The sequence below is a fragment of the Marinimicrobium alkaliphilum genome (genome assembly GCF_003259155.1).
Classification (GTDB): domain Bacteria; phylum Pseudomonadota; class Gammaproteobacteria; order Pseudomonadales; family Cellvibrionaceae; genus Marinimicrobium_A; species Marinimicrobium_A alkaliphilum.
This window is the reverse complement of sequence record NZ_QGMQ01000005.1, coordinates 178,857-197,448: the sequence shown is the minus strand read 5'-3', so window position 1 is coordinate 197,448 and position 18,592 is coordinate 178,857. Positions and strand designations below refer to the sequence as shown.

The window sequence follows — 18,592 nt, the reverse complement described above, 5'->3', positions numbered from 1 at the left end:
TTATGTATGTGAATTGTGTGCCAATGATTTAATGGATCTATAATCTTTTTTTGACTCTCGGCAGGATAAAAAACCTAGAAACTACAACTTCCGTCAGTTCTCATGCCCAAGAAAGGAGGACCACCCAATACCCCCTCGGGATTACGATAGGAGTACAGTTCCCTGATGAACAACAGATTTTTTCCATATCTGGTATTCAGATATTTGATAGCAGGCTTAATCGGTTGTGGTGGTTGCGACCATTTCAGCAATGGCGCGCACGGTATGTAGTCACCCACTTCAGAGCAACATGCCATCTAGCCAACACTATTCTAGGACTGTTGAGTTACAGATTGGACTTAGTAAACGATCGCAAAAGGGCGCCATCTGGGATGGATGGACTAAAGGACAGGCGTAACCTTGTCGTCGGTGGAGGGAGGTTCGGATCTTATTATTCTGCGCCAGTTGCCTCTGACCCAAGCGCAGCTTCTTCAAGCGCATCATGCCAGGATTTCAGTATGCTTCGGCGTTTGACTTGGTCGAGGTTGGCAATAAGCGCAGGGCCGACTCGAATGGCTCGTGCAGCATTGTTGTTTTCGGCTGCGGGTGATGCAGAGAGAACATCCGATCGTATTGATCCGAGAAAATTCCTGGACAGTAAATCCTGACCTTGTTTCGACAGCATAAGGTCGAGAAACAATTTTGCAGCGTTTGGGTGAGGGGCGTCTTTGGGAATAACAGCAATTCTCGACATGATCAGCGTGTAGTCGCCAGGGGCGATCACGCCCAATGCCGGGTTGGTGGTTTGTTTTTCAAGCGCGTATGACCCGATGACGTTATAGCCAATCAGTTTCCTCCCCGCTATGACGTCCTCGATCATCCGGACTGATGACGTATACAACGTTGGCTTGGTCGACCCGAGCGCTTCGACCAGGCTCCAGGTGTCTCGGTTGTTCTCGAGATCTTGTGTCAGGTACAGAAATCCAGCGCTGGATCTGGCCGGATCATAGGCGGCAATTCTGCCACTGTAGTAGTCAGGCTTGTTCTTGAGCAGTTCGGTGAAATCGCCGTGTGTTTTCGGGATATCGTCTTCGGGCACAAGGTCTTTGTTGTATACAAAGACAATGGGTTCCGCCGTTATCCCCCAGGCTTCATTCTTCCAGACGGCCCAAGGTGGAAGATTTCCCTTCTCGGGCGAAACATACGCTTGGGCATAGCCGTCATTGACGAGCTTTATCTGCAAATCCATGGCCGAGCTCCATAGAAAGTCAGCGGTGGACTCTCCCGCATGGACTTCACCGAGAAATCGGCTGTGGAGATTGGCGGATTCCAGGTTGTTATACTCAATGGCGATTTCCGGATACAACTCGCGGAACTTACTAAGCAAGCCGGCAGCCCATTCTTTATCCGTCGTGGAGTATATCGTCAGCTTCCCCTCCGCAACGGCTTCTCGTATCGTGCGTTGGTAAGGGCGGGGATAGTAGGTTGCAGGGCTTGGATAGGGCGTCAAAACGGAGGCGCCGGGTATGACCAGGGTAAGACTGGAGGAGCCCGGCATGAGAAGTGTTGCGCTAAGGAGTATCAGTGCTAAAAGGCCGAAGAGCTTTAGCTTAGTAGCGCTCAACATGGCCGGCGCCTCCTTGCGGACTGTACACGCGCTCCTGCCACTGAGGATAATCCTCGTTCACCAATTTTTCAGGCCACCGCCCGTACCAGTCGTAACCTGTACGTCGTTCCAGGTGAACGTCCGCCAGTTTGGGAACGCGGAACCCATCACGATTGGCAAAGACTGCTTTGTTGGTATCCAGATCGTAAAAGCGGGCCCACACCGGGCCGGCGTCCGGGCTCTCCGCAAGCACGCGATCGTGGGTTGCTACGTGAAACCGGTATTCAACCGGCGCCCTCAAGGGCTCCTCCACCAGCGCCATGCCGTCAAACCTGACTCGCTCAAACCAGTCGACGGCACTTTCGATGGCGCCAATCACAGGGCCGGGCGGGTCTTCGATACCCATAAGATACTCGACCACGGCCACACTCTCCCAGCTGGCGAGCGCGGGCACCTCGTAGGGTCGACCCGTGGTCGGCTCCAGGGTGTCCTTGTGATACTGCCCGGCCCAGACCGTAGGGCGGTCGCCTTGGCGAACTTGTAACTCAAGTATCAGGGCATTACCTTTGGCAACCGCCTCAGCGGCCTGCTCGCGCAGCGCCATCGGAACATAGCCATAGGGGTGCATGCCGAGGGCAACCGCCCGCAAAAAGCCCAACACGCCGGGCATGATATCGTCGGCGAAGGTGATGTGCTGGTAATAACTCTGCTCGGTACGGTAGGGGGAATGTGCGAAACCGCCGTTGTCGTACTGAGCCTCGAGCGTGAAGCGCAGACCGTCCAGCGCGCCCTGCCGATAACGGATATCCCCGGTTTGTAAATAGACCCAGCTCAGATACTCCACCTGCGGGTAGGTATTACGGTTGTCAAAGCTGCCGTCAAGAAACGGCTTTTCGGCCAAAATCTGGGCCCGCTCGGCCTCGTTGATCTTACGTGTGGGGTGGCGATTGACGGGCCAGCCGCCATTGGCGCGCTGATAAAGCAGGATATTGTCGGCAATCTCTATGATCTGGTTGGCATCGTAGTGGCCGGCCTCGTCATCTCTCTGCTGATCTTCCCAATGTTTGATGGCATCCCCAAAATCGTCCAGCGCGATTTCCGAATAGATGGGCTGACTCATCGTGCAGCCGCTCAGGAGGGCAACACCGAAAAAACCTGCCGCAGTTGCGCGAAAGGCTGGAAAGTCTCTCAACATGATGAATCCTGGCAGTCACTGCGGATTGATTGTCGTCATTTTGGCGATAACTCTAGGCTAACTCCCAAGAGCGGTCAATTAAGACCCGGTCTATTGCACGATGTTCAGTACATAACCTGCTTTGCCAAGCGTAAATTTACGCAATTTTTTTAGAACATATAAGTCTATGGTAGGGACTTTCAATGAACGGAAAAACTTTCGTGGCCGGTCACTCCGGCAGGTCGAAATTGCCCCTTTTTGACCAAAAATCGCCAAAAAGGGCAAAATAGTCGACGTTTATTGCAAATCCTCGTCTATATAAGGGGGAAAAATGCTTTTCCATCTTATGACTGAAACCGGAGAGCTTGTCTGAAAATCCTGGGGTCCGGGTTATATTGTGCACCAATGTGGTGCTGGCGCCGGTCAGCTTAATGCCCTTCCCAGTGATTGCGTACAACAAAATCCCTTGAATTGTCCCGCCACCTGTGCAACTATTTTACTGATACTAGTAATTAACTAACGGTCTTCCCCGGCCATCAACCAGCCAACATAAGAGCACACAGACGCCGGGCGACGGATCGATAACAAGATAACAACCTGAGGGAGATGCCTAAATGTTCCAAAAACGCGCACTGCCGTTGACGATCGCAATCATTGCGGCGTCAGGCGCGATGTCCACTGCCACCCACGCTCAGGACGATGCTCTGCTTGAAGAGATTGTGGTCCAGGGTGTCCGTGCCGCCGAAATGAACGCTCGTGAAATGGAGCGTGAGAAAAACATCTTCAGCTCTGTTATTTCCCAGGATGACGCGGGTAACTTTGCCGATCAGAACGTCGCGGAAGCGCTCCAGCGCCTGCCGGGCGTGACGCTGCAAAAATCCGATGGCCAAGGGGAGTTTGTCAATATCCGCGGCATGGGTGCCGGGTTTGTCGGCGTGAGTCTGAACAACTCGGAAATGGCATCAGCCAGTGGCGACGGTCGCGCCGTGGGCCTGAACACCATCCCCGCCGATTTGATGGGCTCCATTGAAGTGTTCAAGTCACTGACCCCCGATATGGACCTCAACTCCATTGCGGGTCGGGTCAACGTCAACTCGGTCACAGCCTTCACCCGTGGTGAGGACAGCCTGCGACTGTCGATTCAGGGTGCCATGCATGATCAGCGCGGTGAGTTTTCTCCAAAGGCGACCTTGATTGGAACCAAACTGTTTGCGGATGAGACCATCGGCCTGGCGGTATCGGTGTCTCATGAAGAGCGCGCCACCGAGGTGAACCAGATTTCCAACGAAAGTGGTCTGCAGTGGATTCGTCCGGCGCGTCCCGGCATTGGTACCCGCGCTGAGTACCAAGGCAATGAATTCAGCTCGCGCGACTACGCGGATAATTACTTCGACAACTTACAGGGTGAAAGTGAGTTGGGCGCGGACCCCTGGCTGACTGTGCCCCGGATGCTGACCCCCAACAATTTCCAGATCCGTCAGGACGAAAGCGTTCGCACCACAAGCGCAGCAACACTGGATTTGGGTTGGCGCCCGACACTCAACAGTGAATACTATTTCCGGCTGTCGCGCACCGAGCACAATGATGAAGAGCTTACCTCGCGTGAAACCTACAATTTTGGTGCCAGTGATGCCCGCTATGTGGCCTATACCAACACCGAATTTGAGCCGACCCAAAGCTGGATTGACACCTATGGGTTCGACCGCAACAACCTGTTTGCGGTGGGTTACGCCGACTTGCACCACGAGGTTTTCGTAGAAGAACACAAAGACACCAATATGACGTTCACCATTGGTGGTGAACAGGTCTTTGATGACCGATGGACACTTGATTTTGAATTCCACCATTCCAACAGTGAGCGTGTGACTCCGGACGACCGGCGCGTACGTTTCCGTAATCGTCGCCTGGCCATGGCTGGCCAGTTGGGAATGGAAGATATTAATGCCGCGGTGATTCCCGCTCAGGGTCTGGCGTTCCTCGCGGACCAGGCGGGTACCCCCCGGCCCGATGGTGGTATCCCTGGTACCGGCGGCATGTCGGGCAGTGTGCCCTACATCGGCGGCTCGCGGGTACAACCTCACATGACCTATGACAACCTGTACCTTAACAGCGGGTCACGGGAAGATGAGTTGAGCCAGATGGAGTTGAATCTGCAGCGCGACTTTTTCGAAGGGCCACTTAGCTACATCAAAGCCGGTGTGCTGTTCAAAGAGCGCGAGCGTGACCGTGACCGGGTAACGGTAAGTATCAACCCGTCTGACTTTGGTGGTCGTTATTGCACAGGCGAAGGCATCAGTGAGCAGGACGCACTGCTGTGCCGTTTGTGGAACCGCTCCACCCAACAGGGTGCCGTTCCCGATCCCCAATATGAGCAGCAATTACGCGATCAGTATGGTGATGACTGGGATTCGTCCATTTTGCAGTTCACCACTTATACACCGCGCAACCCGCGCTTTGATCACGACTTTATCACCGTGGACGATGCCGAGCGTCTGATCGCCCGGACCCGCGTTATTCCGACCAACTTGGGGCTCGACCGTCTCGGTGCTGCGAGCCGCGCCGATGACTATTCGTTGTTCGAAGACAGTCAAGAAGCTTACCTGATGGCCGAGTTCCAGATTGGCGACAACGCCAGCCTGATTACCGGTGCCCGGTACGTCAACACAGATGTGGGTTCAACGGGTTATCTGACTTTACAGCACAACCGCTTCCAGAACGAAGAGGGCTTCCCGCGGGATATCATTATGCCGCTGACCGACCCCGACGGCGATCGTTTCGTTACCAACTCATACAGCGGCGTCTACCCCGGGGCTCATTTGCGCTGGGATTTCACGGATCAGATATTGATTCGTGGTGCCATCTGGCAGAGCTATACCCGGCCGAGCTTTGGCCAGGCAGCGCCGCGCGCCAATTTCTCAAGCCAGGTCCAGCTGTGTCGTGACGAGCCTCTCAATGTGGGTACGGATAACGAGCGCGATCGTTGTAGTAACAACCTTGTGGGTGATTTGGGCATCACTGAAAACGCAAACCCCGAAACGGACAATGCTTTCTACTATCAAATAGCGCAGGATCTTTCGTTGGCTCCTGGCGGCAATAGCCTGCGTTTGGGCAACACGGATTTGACCGCGATGGAGGCGACCAACTTCGATGCCTCGATCAGCTTCTACGGTGACGGCGGACGATTCCTGGAAGCCGCAGTATTCTACAAGGATATCTCTGACTACGTTGTGGATATTCGCGGTGCCAGTATTGAGCGTGGCGACTTGCCCGCGAACGTGCAGCAGGCGTTGGACCGGATTGACTCGACGGGCGTATCCCTGGAAGACTTGCGCGAGCAAGAATTACAGCGCCGCGAGCAGGGTAGCACTGACTTTTCGCGCAACGTATTTCAGATTGATGAAAACTTCGTCTTCCACGATGTGAGCACATCAATCAATGGCGACAAAGCCTATGTTTACGGTGCCGAATTGAGCTATTCGGAATTCTTCGACAACGGTCTGTTCCTGAACACCAACCTGACCTTGCTCAACAGTAGTGCCGATGCTGGTGAAGCGGTGCGAGCTGATCGGACGCGTATGCCCTACCAGTCTGATGTGACCGTCAACCTGACCCTAGGCTGGGAAAATGACTTTATGTCAACCCGACTCATTGGTAACTATCGCAGTAAGATTCTTACCCAAATCGGTACCTGCTCGCAGGCCGATATCGATCGGGATGAGACTTGGGCACGCATCAATGACGCCGGCTATGACGGTGAAGATGCAATCGAGGGACGCGCTGGCGATGGCACTGTCTATCAAGAGTACTGCCAACGCTGGGCGGATGTTTTCCACGATGACATCTTTAGCCTGGATTTCAAAGCAACCTATAACCTGACATCGAACATTCGCTTCTATTTGGATGTGATGAACATTACAGAGGACGTTGATGTCTTCTATTACCGCGGAACTGAGCAGTCCACTGGGCCTGTCCTTCAGTTCTCCGAAAGCTTGGGCCGTACCTATCAGGCGGGCGTGAATATTCGCTTCTGGTAAGTAGGGCGCTTGAAGATTGTTGAGAGCTGGCGACGCATCAACGTCCTCTGGGCACTGAGCGTCGACATCTCAATAATCCTTATGAAAGATCCTTTAATAAAAACGTAGGAGATCGACACCATGAACAGTAAATTGAAACTGTTAGCTGTCCTGCTTTTGGGCGGCACTTTGGCCGCTTGCGGCAGCAGTAGCAGCAGTGACCCAGACCCGGTTAACGGCAACGGCAACGGCGGTGGCACCAACGGTAACGGCGGCGGCACCAACGGCAACGGCGGTGGCACCAACGGCAACGGCAACGGCAACGGTGGCGATTGCGGTCCGTTCGGCTGTATTGAGGAAGATCCGGAAACTGAGCTGAACACCCAGTCTCCCACATTCCCCTTCCATGAAACCTTTGACGTTCCGGCGGATGCGGGCAACCAGGTTGGGTTGTTCTTCTCCACAGATTATCGGGCATTGTTTTCTGCCGAGCTGGAACAGACGGCTACTTTCCCGGACGGCTCAGCGTATGACGATCCCTACCCGTCGTTCTATTTCCCCACCTGCTGCATGTGGGAAACTGACGAGGAAACCGGCGAGCGCATGTGGGATACCCTGATTGAGGATATCGATGAGCGCCAGTACGTCGGTAAAGATTCCGGCGGTAATGGTTTTATGGCCATTTCTAGCGCGCGTTTCACCATCGGTCAGATGCGCCCGGATATCATTGACTTTGGTTATGTGGTCGACGACCTCAACTTTGCCAAGAGCAATACCACAGATGCTCCCGTGAACAGCAGCTGGGGCGAACTGGATCTGAGCTCGCCGTACCGCGTCTCCTTCTGTCTGCGCGACAGCGGTCCTGCCGGCGCTGGCACAGGCGGTAACCTCGAACTGTATGTGGATAACAACTCTGGTGGTAACCAGGACCGTTCCATTCACGGTGTGAACTCGCTTCTGCTGCGTACTCCGGCTGAAAGTCTTGAGCCGGGTAACCGTATGGTGGTGAACATTCCGGGTGACACCTACCTCGTTGATAATAATGGCGAGCAGGTTGGCGACATTCTGGAAAGTACCGCTGCCGTTGTCGGCACAGAGCAGTCTTTCTTCCAGATGCGTGTGAGCTCAGGCGGTTATGCGGTCTTCAGTGACCTCATCATTGAATATCAGGATGACCTCACTTCTAGCTATCCTGTGTGTGAGGCCAATGGCGATCTCTTCTCACCCGAACTGCTCCGTGGTCAGCCTTTCCTTGGCCTGCCGCTGGACGTCAATCTTGATCAATCGAAAGATGATTTCTTTGGCGACGAAGGCACCAACTTCCTGGCCTTCCCGGATGAGACGACTCGCGCATTCTACTCAGGCACCATGGGTAAAAGCCGTTTCATTCTTCAAGATGGCGTCGCCCGCTTTGGTAACAGCAACTGGACCATGGGTAACCGTCACGGTGCCGATACCTCTGACAGCGATACGCTTGAAGACCTGAGCGGTGGTATGGATCTGAGCGAGCCTTACCGTATCGTGATGGAGATTGCCTCCTTGACCGATCTCAGCACCAATCCGGATGCGCAGTTCAACATAGCCGTGGATAACAACACCAGCAACACTGGTAATTCTATCCATGCGCCCAACGACATCCTGTTGAACGAAAACCATGCTGATCTGGAAACCGGCGAGTTGATTATCAATGTCCCGGGTGAGATCACCATGAACGGTAATCTGATTGGTACTATCGACGAACATGTCGGTACCGAGAAGTCCTTCCTGCGCTTCCGCTGCCCCGGTAACTGTGGCAATGCCGAAGAAGGCAATACCCTGGGTATTGGCCTCAGCAAAATTCTGATCGAGTATCAGGAAGAGCAAGAAACCGAAGAGCTGCTGACAAGCTGGGAAATGGATCTGGCAACAACCGCCGATGGTAGTGATCCCCTGGTTGACTGGCTGGGTGGTAGCGGTGTCGTCGAAAACGGTGCCCTGGTCCTGAACGATGCCCGTTTCGCTGTAGGCATGACCACGACCTTCGCTGAATCCGAAGCTCAAACAACGAACGGCTTGGACGTTGGCGGTCGACTGGATGTTTCAGCAGAGTACCGGATCACCATCGAGTACTCCTCTGCGTCCGGCGGTACCTTTATGGTCTTGAGTGACAACAATTCCACCAGCCAGGCTAACTCCTATCACGACCACGACTCCAGAACCATTCGTGCGTCAGTGGGCGGAAACGATGATCCGAGCGGTGGTTTCTTCGACCTGAACCCTGAAGGCGGCACGATTGTGTTCAATAGCTATCGCGCCTACAAAGAGAACGGCGGTTTCTTCCAGTTCCGTTCTGAGTCAGGTGCTACCCTCCATATCACCAGCATCAAGTGGGAAAAGCTGTGATATAGGTAGTTGTTAGAGAAGTTGCAGGGCTGGCGAACGTCCGCCCTGCTGATTTAACGAAAGCCCTCATCTATGGTGAGGGCTTTTTTATTGCACGATAACATGGCGACTAATACCAACCTCGCCGTCAAGACGGTAGGTTCTACGCCTAAATAAGGTAAGAAAAGATGTTTGATAAAGCCAAACTCGCACTAACGCTGACAAGCTTTGCTTTACTCTCTGCTTGTGGCGGTTCTTCGAGCGACGACGATAATTCCCCGGGCTCTGACTCTGCACACGAGGATCAACAACATACGGAGGCGCTCCGGGTCGCCTACTGCGAAAAGATCAACACCGTCTACGGTTTCGCCACTGCCGACGGTGGTGTTACCGGCGGTGGTGATACCGGCCAGGGGCACTACGTTATCAGTGTCAGCGACGGTGAGACGCTGCGGGCGGCTGTTCATCCTACCCAGTCCCCCTACAGCGATAAACCGCTGACCATCTACATTGATGGCTTGATCACGGTTGAAAATAATGGCGGGGTTCGGGATGTCAGGATTCAGCGTTCCGACTTGTCGTTGATTGGTCGTGGAGAAAATCCCGGATTTGAAAGTGTCGCGGTGGAAATCCGTGCACTGTCGGGATCGTCTGTAGAGAATATCGAAATACGTAACCTGTCAATGCGTCTCGTTCCCCAGAGTCACGGGCCGGGGGACATCATCAGTCTCGATGGTCGCAGTGGACCGGTCAGAAATATCTGGATTGATCACAACGAGTTCTACAACAGCATGGTGGCACCGGAATCCGCTAACTGCGGTGATAATGAGGATTGCCACAAAGATTATTATGATGAACTTGTCAGTGGGCGGGCTGATGTCAGCAACGTTACCCTGTCTTACAACTACCTGCACAATAGTTGGAAAACCAGTCTCTGGGGCTCTTCCGATTCAGACGACAACCACCGGAAAGTTACCTTCCATCACAATTTCTGGGAAACCGCGAATTCAAGGACGCCGCTTTTCAGGTCTGGTGAACTTCATGTCTTTAACAATTATTTCAAGGATATTTTCAGTAGTGGCGTGAACGTTCGTCAGCATGCCGTGGCGCGGATCGAAGGGTCAGTATTTCAGAACGCCGTTCTGCCGATCGCGTCCCTTTACAGCGAGCGGTTAGGGCACTGGGATGTGAACGACAATGTCTTTATCAATAGCGACGCTCCGGTTAACTGTCCCGGCGATTTCCCGCCTTGTGAAGGACGACATGAAGAGTCCCTGATCGACTATACGCCGGACTATGATTACGCCGACATTCTGATGTCTGCCGAGGAGGTTACAGAATACGTGGTAGAAAACGCCGGTCCGGGAAACATTGATGATTGTATGGATTGGCAGGCACTCACTGATTAGCCAGGCGCTTTCGCTTTGCGCTACTGAAAAAATAAATAGGGGCCTGCGGGCTCCTTTTTACAGTAAGGGGCAATCAACGGTGATCGATATATGGCACCCGAATCCCCGCTAAATTTCCAAACGCTATATTTTTCAGAGCCAAGCATTTAAATAAAATCTATACATTTTCTGTGATAAACGTGCGTCATTTTCATCGTCTTTGTGGTTTTTCCGTTGTACTTTGTGACGGGCTTAACGGAAATATAGGAAGCAATAACTTTTTATGAAAATTTGAAATAAATGGCTCAGGACACCTATTAAGAAACAGTCTAGTGACTGTGTTGTGAACCGATTACAGACCTTGAATAATCCCTGGCGCAGTACAAAAAATATAAACGAGACCAGGAAATCAACCATGCAATCTATAAGACGTTTTGGAGGCATCGCCCTCCTGGGTCTTCTATTGTCTGCCTGTGGTGGTAGTGGCAGTACAACGGAAGTTAATCCCCAACAACCCTCAGTCGCGCACAGCGACCCGTCACAAGTAACTTCTCGTGACCTCTCTGACGATAATACCGACGCTTCAATTTCCGACCCGGGCGGGTTCTTTACCTTGTCGAGCTTTGACGATGGCCCCCGTTGTGTGTGGTGGGGTGTGACCTTTCCTGTCTGTGAAACCACGAACACAGGCTGGGCCTGGGAGAATGGCCAGGGCTGCGTAGGCGCGACCACCTGCGTGGAAGATCAGCCTGATGAATACGGCTGGTTGGAGGGGGTCGACCCCGATCCGGCGCCCGGTGGCGACAACCAGGGCTGGACAGTCTACAACGGCACTCATCACCCCATGGCGAACGGGTCGGTGACATTGGCCGACGGTGAAACCCTGGCGCAATTTTACGCCGACAACGACCAGCCTGAGGGCGCTGATTTTTTTGTGGTCAACGGTGACGGCACCGTCCGCTTTGATTCGACCGCCAATGGCGGCGATCGACTCTACGCCCGTCTGGACGGCGTGGTCGATCAGGGCTACCCGAAGGTCTTCACGCTGGTGACGGGTGTTACCGGCAATAGCGACGGTGTAAGGGTCGTTGAGATTGAGATGGCGTTCGCCGACGAGGGCGAACAGGGCAGTCGTTTGAAGACAATCCTGCGAGCTGATGGCAGCAATCAGGGCGTTCAGCTTGAGCAGGCCGACAGTGGCAGTTCCGTCAATGCCTATGGCCTGGACATGAGCGGCTTCCGCGTCTATCAGGTCGCGGTCACAATGCATTCGGCAGATCGCGGTGATGTGACGGTCTACATCGACGGCCATGACCAGCCGTTGATTTCCCTGAATAACGTCAACCTGCGCAGCACAGTAGCCAGCGGGGACAACTATGTCCGCATCGGCGATGGCGGCAGTCACCCCTACAAAGCCGATATCGATTGGGTCGTCTGGTCCAATGAGGGCGCTTTCACACCGAGTGAACTGGCGGGTAATCTGCCCGCGGGACTCGGTTGCGTCATTGGTTACGGCGAGTCGGATGACTACGCGACCTGTGCGAATCCTCCCGAAGGTGACAGCTCGTCCTCAGACAGCAGTGAAAGCTCGTCCTCCAGCAGCGAGCCGGGAACCGGGGCACAGCCAGACCCGAGCATGCGTGGCTTTGCCACGTTGAATGGCGGCACCACCGGTGGCGCCGGTGGTGAGGTTGTCACGGTCGACAACTACCAGGATTTGGCCGCTTACCTGCAAGACGGAGATCACGCCCCACGGGTGATTCAGATTGCCGGTAGCATTACCGCCCCCAGCGGCGCTCCGCACATGTTGCGGGTGCCGTCCAACAAAACCCTTATTGGCCTGGGTACTGACGCGGTCATCGACGGCTTTGGTTTTGATCTCAATGGCTGGGATTCCCAAACTATCGCTCAGTACGGCAATCGCTGCGAGCCTCAGCACGAAGGGCTGTTTACGCCCACCACCAATGTGATCGTGCGCAACCTGCGCTTCATCAATGCCGGTGACGATTCCATCAATCTCCAGTGCTACACCACCAATGTCTGGATCGATCACAATACCTTCGAGCATGCCGCGGATGGCTCGGTGGATATCAAGCGGGGCTCCGATCTGGTGACAGTCTCCTGGAACCACTTTATTGGCACCTACAAGACGTCTCTCGTAGGTCATGCCGATAACCGTGCCGCACAGGATACCGGCCGCCTGCGAGTGACCTATCACCACAACTGGTTTGAGAATACCGACTCGCGCAATCCGCGCGTGCGTTTTGGTGAGGTTCACATCTACAACAACTTTGCCGACACCATCACCGACTACTTTATCGGCATGGGCCATGAATCCAGCATTCATGCGGAAGGCAACTATGTGAACTGGGCCAACCGGACCACGAAAAATTACAACGGTACCAAGATCACCTGGGCCGACAGTAATATCGTGATCGACGAGGCGCACGATCTGTTTCTGGGTGACGGACCCGGCTTCGACGCGGCAAGCTATTACGCCTACGACCTGGATGCCGCCGCCGACGTGCCCGCGCTGGTGATGCAGTACGCCGGTGTTGGCAAGCTGGACCTGATTGACGACGATGACAGTAGCTCATCGTCCTCGGAGAGTAGCGACAGCTCCTCGTCAGAATCCAGTGCCAGCAGCGACAGCTCGTCTTCTGACTCGAGCGACAGCAGCAGTAGCTCCGATTCTTCCAGCAGCGACTCCAGTGCTTCGTCCAGCGACAGTAGCGCGAGTTCCTCTGAGCCGGGCGGCAGCGGCCCGGACTTTGGTCTTACCGGTTATGCGACCGGCACGGGCTCGCCTGCGCGTGATCGGCGTACCGACAACTCTCCCACGACCGGTGTTACCGGCGGGTGGGGTGAAAACCCGACCGTGGTGGACTATCGCTCGGCCAACAATCAACTCCGGGACGCCTTGCGCAGTGGCCATTACACCGGCGGCATGGTGTTTTACGTGGACGATACGGATCACCTTGGGGAAATTCTCCTTGAGAACGATCGCCATCACCGCGACAGTAATTTTGCGCCGCCCTACGCACCGATCACCATCTACGTGACCGGTAAATTGACGCCTACCGGCTCGAACAACCAGTTACGGATTGAGCGTCAGACCAATGTGTCCATCATTGGTGATGGCGACCGGGGTGAGCTACACGACCTCGGCATCCGGATTATCGATGCCAGCAATATCATCATCCGCAACCTCCAGATTCACCATGTGCAGTCGGGTGCGGCCACCGGTATTGAAGTGGCCTACAGCAACAATATCTGGATCGACCGCAACGAGTTCTTCAGTGCGGGTTTGTTCTACCATCCGGACGGGTCTCTGGATGACAGCAGTAAAGACGACTACGACGGTCTGGTGGATATGAAGCACGGCACCAACCATGTGACGGTCTCCTGGAACGTGTTCCGGGACCACTACAAAGGGCTGTTGTTGGGTCACTCCGACAGCGCCAGCGCGGCGCCGGACTATGTGACGTACCATCACAACTACTTTGCGCGCCTGAACAGCCGGGTTCCGCTGATTCGCTATGCGACGACCCATATATTCAACAATGTCTTTGAGGACATTGCCAGCTCGGCGATCAATTCCCGGGAAGGCGCGGTGGTGCGCGTTGAGCGAAACTACTTTGACAATGTGGGCAGTGGCAACACCGACAGTCAAGGTGGCCTGGTTCAGGGTCCTGTGGGTTGGTGGTACGGCAGCAATACCGGTTACTGGGATGTAATCGACAACGTCGTGATCGACAGCCCGACCGATCACATGACCTCGACGGTGACTACACCCGAACCAGCCTATGGCTATCAGCATTTGATGCAGGATGCACACTCGGCGCGGGATCTCGTGCTTCAGTATGCCGGACGCTCCTTCCTGCCGGCGCCAACGCCGGAAATGATTGCCGACGGCGACTATGGCGATGAAGGCGGCGTTGGTCCTGGCCAAGGCTCGTCCAGCTCCAGCTCAAGTGACAGTAGCAGCTCCGAGTCATCAAGCAGCGAATCCAGCCAGAGCAGCTCCAGTGACCCCGGCGGATCGGATGTCACCTGGTCCTACAGCGCGGGCAGTATCTACTCAGACCCGATGGTCTACTTCCTCGCGGGTGAAAGCAATACCGGCCTGGTGGGTGACGACCTGGTGCTGACCAATGCCCGCTTTACCGTGGGGATGGCCCCGGGGACGCCAGCAACAACAGACGGTGTCGACGTGGGCGGTCTTCTGGACCTGTCCGGCCCCTACCGAATCGTGATGGAGTACAGCTATGCCAGCGGTAGCGAGTTCCTTATCTATCTGGACAACAACACGACCGGGCAGGCGAACTCGGTGCATGAGTTTGACTCCCGTGCCGTACGCGCGGGTGTCGGCGCCAGCCATAATCCGGCCGAAGGGCAGTTCAACCTTGACCCTAATGGTGGCACGCTGGTGTTTGACAGCTACCGGGGCTACAAGGAGACCGGTGGCTTCCTGCAGATTCGCGCCGAATCCGGTGCGGAGATTCATATCTCCGCGCTGCGGATTGAAGGCGCCGGCGTAACCGATGGTTCGTCAAGCTCTTCGAGCTCGTCGAGTAGCAGCCCCTCGGGTGCTGTGATTCCCCCGTCGCCGGCACCGACGCCGTTGGGTATACCGTCGGGCGACCGCACGTTGTACATTGCCACCAGCGGCAGCAACAGCAACCAGGGCAGCGAAAACCAGCCCTACGCCACGCTGAACTATGCGGTCAGTCAGGCCCAGCCGGGTGATGTCATCGTTGTCCGCGGTGGTACCTACTACCACGACACCCGCATCGATGTGAACAGCAGCGGTACCGCGGACAAGCCGATAACGGTTGTTGCTTATCCGGGTGAGACACCGGTGTTCAACTTTGACGCGCAGGAAGAGCAAGCCGGGCGGGACGGCATTCGCATCAATGGTAACTACTGGCACCTGATCGGCCTGCACCTGACCCGTGCCGGTGGCAACGGCTTCCGTATTCACGGCAGTCACAACATCATTGAGCGCTGTGTGGCGTTTGAAAACCGCCTGACCGGTTTCCATCTGGAGGATGGGGCTCACAACCTGTTCCTGAATAACGACAGCTACCGCAACTTCAATATGCGCGGCCGGGTCGGGAATATGGCCGATGGCTTCGCTGCGAAATATGAGGCGCTCGGGCCGGGCAACATGTTTTATGGCAACCGGGCCTGGGAGAACTCGGACGATGGTTTCGACTTCTGGATGGCCACCAACCGGATCTACCTGGTGAACAACTGGGCTTTCGGGAATGGCAATGGCGATGTCTTTGGCAACCCCAGCGGTTTTGACGGCGGTGGTAACGGCTTCAAACTCGGCGGTAACCATCTGCCCGGCAATCATCTGGTCGCGCGCAACCTGGCCTTCAACAACTTTGGTGTGAGTGGCAATGCCAAGGGCTTCGACCACAATAACAACACCGGCGCTTTGACCCTGGTGCACAACACGGCCTTCAACAATGGCCGGAACTTCACTTTCCCCAACAGTCCCCAGAGCGGTGGCAGTCACTACTTCTATAACAATCTGAGTATTGATGGCGCCGTGCAGTTGCCCTCGTCGGGTATTGATCAGGGTGGCAACAGCTGGCAGGCCTCATTCACACCCAGCGCAAGCATGTTGCAGAGTGTTGACACTCATCTCGCCATCGCCCCGCGCAGTGCGGATGGGAGCTTGCCGACCATCGATCTGTTGCGTCCCCGCTCAGACAGCCCGTTGATCAATGCCGGTGTCGGTATCGATGAGCACTATGTCGGTAGCGCGCCGGATATGGGAGCCTATGAATACGGCGCGGATGATTCCAGTAGCAGCTCGTCGTCTGACAGCAGCACCAGTTCATCGTCCAGCAGCTCCTCCGAGCACAGCTCATCCTCTGAGTCGAGTGACAGCAGTTCGTCCGAGAGCAGCAGCTCGGAGTCATCCAGCAGTGAGTCCAGCGAATCGTCAAGCGAGAGCAGCAGTTCGAGTTCCAGCGAGGTCGCCACGGGCGAAGGCTGGAGCTACTTCGACGGCAACTACCATCCCATGGCCAGCGGCTCGGTGGTGCTGGACGATACGGTGACCTTGAGTCAGTTTTATGCCAACAACGATCAGCCCAGTGGTGCGGATTTCTTTGTGGTCAATGGTGACGGAACCGTATCCTTCGATTCAACCGCCAATGGGGGCGATAGACTCTATGCCCGTATGGATGATGTGGTTGCGCCGGGTTATCCAAAACATCTGACGGTTCTGGCCGGGGTTACAGGCAACAGTGACGGCGCCAGAGTCATTGAGTTTGAGATGGCTTTTGCGGATCCGGGCCAAAGCGGCAGTCGCCTGAAAGCTATTCTGCGTGCGGATGGCAGCAACCAGGGTGTGCAGTTGGAGCAGGCGGATAGCGGCAGCTCCATTAACGCCTACGGCCTGGCGATGAATGAGTTCCGTGTCTACCAGATCAGCGTCACCTTGCACTCGGCGAGTGTGGGCGATGTGCGGGTGTACATCGATGGCGACGACACGCCGTTGATCGAGCGGACCCAGATCACGCTGCGCGAAACCGTCTCCGATGGCGACAACTACCTGCGTATCGGTGATGGCGGCAGTCACGCCTATAAAGCCGAGCTGGATTGGGTGACCTGGAGCAACCAGGGTGCCTTTACCCCCAGCGATGTGGCCGGTCATTTGCCGCCCTACCTGGGCTGTGTGGTGGGCTACGGTGCATCGGATGATTACACCGACTGCGCGAACCCGCCAACGGGTGACTCCTCAAGCTCGAGTTCCAGCTCCAGTTCGAGTGAAGAGCAGAGCAGCAGTTCGAGCGAGAGTTCGTCTTCGTCGAGCAGCAGTGCGCCGGTCGCGCCGGGTGATGTTGACTACAGTCTGATCGGCTACGCCACCCTGAACGGTGGTGTCACGGGGGGCGAGGGCAGTAACCCCACGGTGCTCACCTACAGCCGCAGCGCGATGCGCGATGCCCTGTTTGATGACGCTTACAACGGCGGCATCATCCTCTATCTGGACAACGGTGCCGACCTGGAAGAGGCCTTGTCCGAGCAGGAGCGCCACCAGCGCCATCGCCCGGACGATCCGCCCAAGCCCCTGACCATCTACATCACCGGCAAGATTACGCCGTCCAACTCCGGCACCAGTAAAATCGACATGAAGCGTCAATCGAGTGTGTCAATTATTGGTGTCGGCGATCAGGGCGAGTTTGATGGAATTGGTATGACCCTCAATGGCGTACACAATGTGATCGTTCGCAACCTGATGATTCACCATGTCGCTATCGGTTCGGGTACAGCTATCGAGATCACTGAGGGCAGTCGCAACGTCTGGATCGATCGCAACGAGTTCTTTGCGGCAGGGATTTTTTATGATTCCAACGGCAACATCGATGACAGCTACAAAGACGATTACGACGGTCTGGTAGATATCAAGCGCAATTCCCACAATATCACTGTGTCCTGGAATATCTTCCGCGATCACTACAAGGGGATGCTCCTGAGCCACGACGATAACGCCAGCCTGGCGGCGGACAATGTGACCTATCACCACAACTACTTTTACAACATCAAGTCGCGTCTTCCGCTGATACGCTTTGCCAATGTGCACATGCTCAACAATTACTTCCACGATGCTCATGACACCGCGATCAATGCCCGTATGGGCGCGCGCGTGCTGGTGGAGGGTAATTACTTCGAGAACGTTGGTACCGGGACAGCCGATGGCAACACCGGCTACATCAAGGGGCCCGTTGGGCACTTTTACGGCAGCCCGGATCCCGGCTATTGGCGCGTAGTGGATAACGTTCTGGTCAACAGCCCGGACGACCATATGCACGATACCGATTCGAGCATATCAGTCCCCTACAGCTACCAGCATGTCGTCCATGATGCGAGTGCCGTTCCGGGTATCGTGCCCCAGCACGCCGGCCGGAGCTTCGAAGCACCGTAACGTCAACTCAAAGGCAATTCAACGGGGCCAGAGCCAATTGATTTATCAATTGACTCTGGCCCCGTTTTACTGTGCAAGACCAATAAAAAACCCGCCGAAGCGGGTTTAGATATTATCCGTAAA

6 protein-coding genes are annotated in these 18,592 nt (G+C 55.2%); 4 read left to right on the top strand and 2 right to left on the bottom strand.

Translation table 11 applies throughout. The features are described from left to right. Nucleotides 1-430 precede the first annotated feature (430 nt). Both DKW72_RS10010 and pelA read right to left on the bottom strand, forming a co-directional pair. Entirely contained in the window at nucleotides 431-1,606 is a 1,176-nt protein-coding gene (locus DKW72_RS10010) for an ABC transporter substrate-binding protein (RefSeq protein ID WP_198411303.1), read from the bottom strand. Then, the gene (gene pelA, locus DKW72_RS10005) at nucleotides 1,590-2,780 is read right to left on the bottom strand and encodes a pectate lyase (protein WP_111642215.1); all 1,191 of its coding nucleotides are present in this window, start codon (nucleotides 2,778-2,780) and stop codon (nucleotides 1,590-1,592) included. Before pelA ends, DKW72_RS10010 begins: the two co-directional genes overlap by 17 nt. A gap of 593 nt (nucleotides 2,781-3,373) precedes the next feature. Here pelA and DKW72_RS10000 point away from each other — a divergent pair. The 4 genes from DKW72_RS10000 to DKW72_RS09985 all read left to right on the top strand — a co-directional run bounded on the left by DKW72_RS10000 (nucleotide 3,374) and on the right by DKW72_RS09985 (nucleotide 18,469). Continuing rightward, nucleotides 3,374-6,793 (top strand): TonB-dependent receptor, encoded by a 3,420-nt coding sequence (locus DKW72_RS10000; protein WP_111642214.1) that lies wholly within the window; start codon nucleotides 3,374-3,376, stop codon nucleotides 6,791-6,793. 120 nt (nucleotides 6,794-6,913) lie between these two features. Continuing rightward, on the top strand, nucleotides 6,914-9,154 hold the full coding sequence (locus DKW72_RS09995; protein WP_111642213.1) for a hypothetical protein: 2,241 nt from the start codon (nucleotides 6,914-6,916) through the stop codon (nucleotides 9,152-9,154). A 167-nt stretch (nucleotides 9,155-9,321) separates the two neighbouring features. Further along, a complete protein-coding gene (locus tag DKW72_RS09990) occupies nucleotides 9,322-10,542 on the top strand; it encodes a pectate lyase family protein (protein WP_111642212.1) in 1,221 nt (406 codons plus the stop codon). A 394-nt stretch (nucleotides 10,543-10,936) separates the two neighbouring features. Then, nucleotides 10,937-18,469, top strand: a complete 7,533-nt coding sequence (locus DKW72_RS09985) for a pectate lyase family protein (RefSeq protein ID WP_111642211.1) — start codon at nucleotides 10,937-10,939, stop codon at nucleotides 18,467-18,469. The last annotated feature ends 123 nt before the right edge of the window (nucleotides 18,470-18,592 follow it).

Bases quoted from the DNA above. Each gene is read 5' to 3' on its own strand.
- DKW72_RS10010 (WP_198411303.1), bottom strand. From the start codon at position 1,606: ATGTTGAGCGCTACTAAGCTAAAGCTCTTCGGCCTTTTAGCACTGATA.
- pelA (WP_111642215.1), bottom strand. From the start codon at position 2,780: ATGTTGAGAGACTTTCCAGCCTTTCGCGCAACTGCGGCAGGTTTTTTC.
- DKW72_RS10000 (WP_111642214.1), top strand. From the start codon at position 3,374: ATGTTCCAAAAACGCGCACTGCCGTTGACGATCGCAATCATTGCGGCG.
- DKW72_RS09995 (WP_111642213.1), top strand. From the start codon at position 6,914: ATGAACAGTAAATTGAAACTGTTAGCTGTCCTGCTTTTGGGCGGCACT.
- DKW72_RS09990 (WP_111642212.1), top strand. From the start codon at position 9,322: ATGTTTGATAAAGCCAAACTCGCACTAACGCTGACAAGCTTTGCTTTA.
- DKW72_RS09985 (WP_111642211.1), top strand. From the start codon at position 10,937: ATGCAATCTATAAGACGTTTTGGAGGCATCGCCCTCCTGGGTCTTCTA.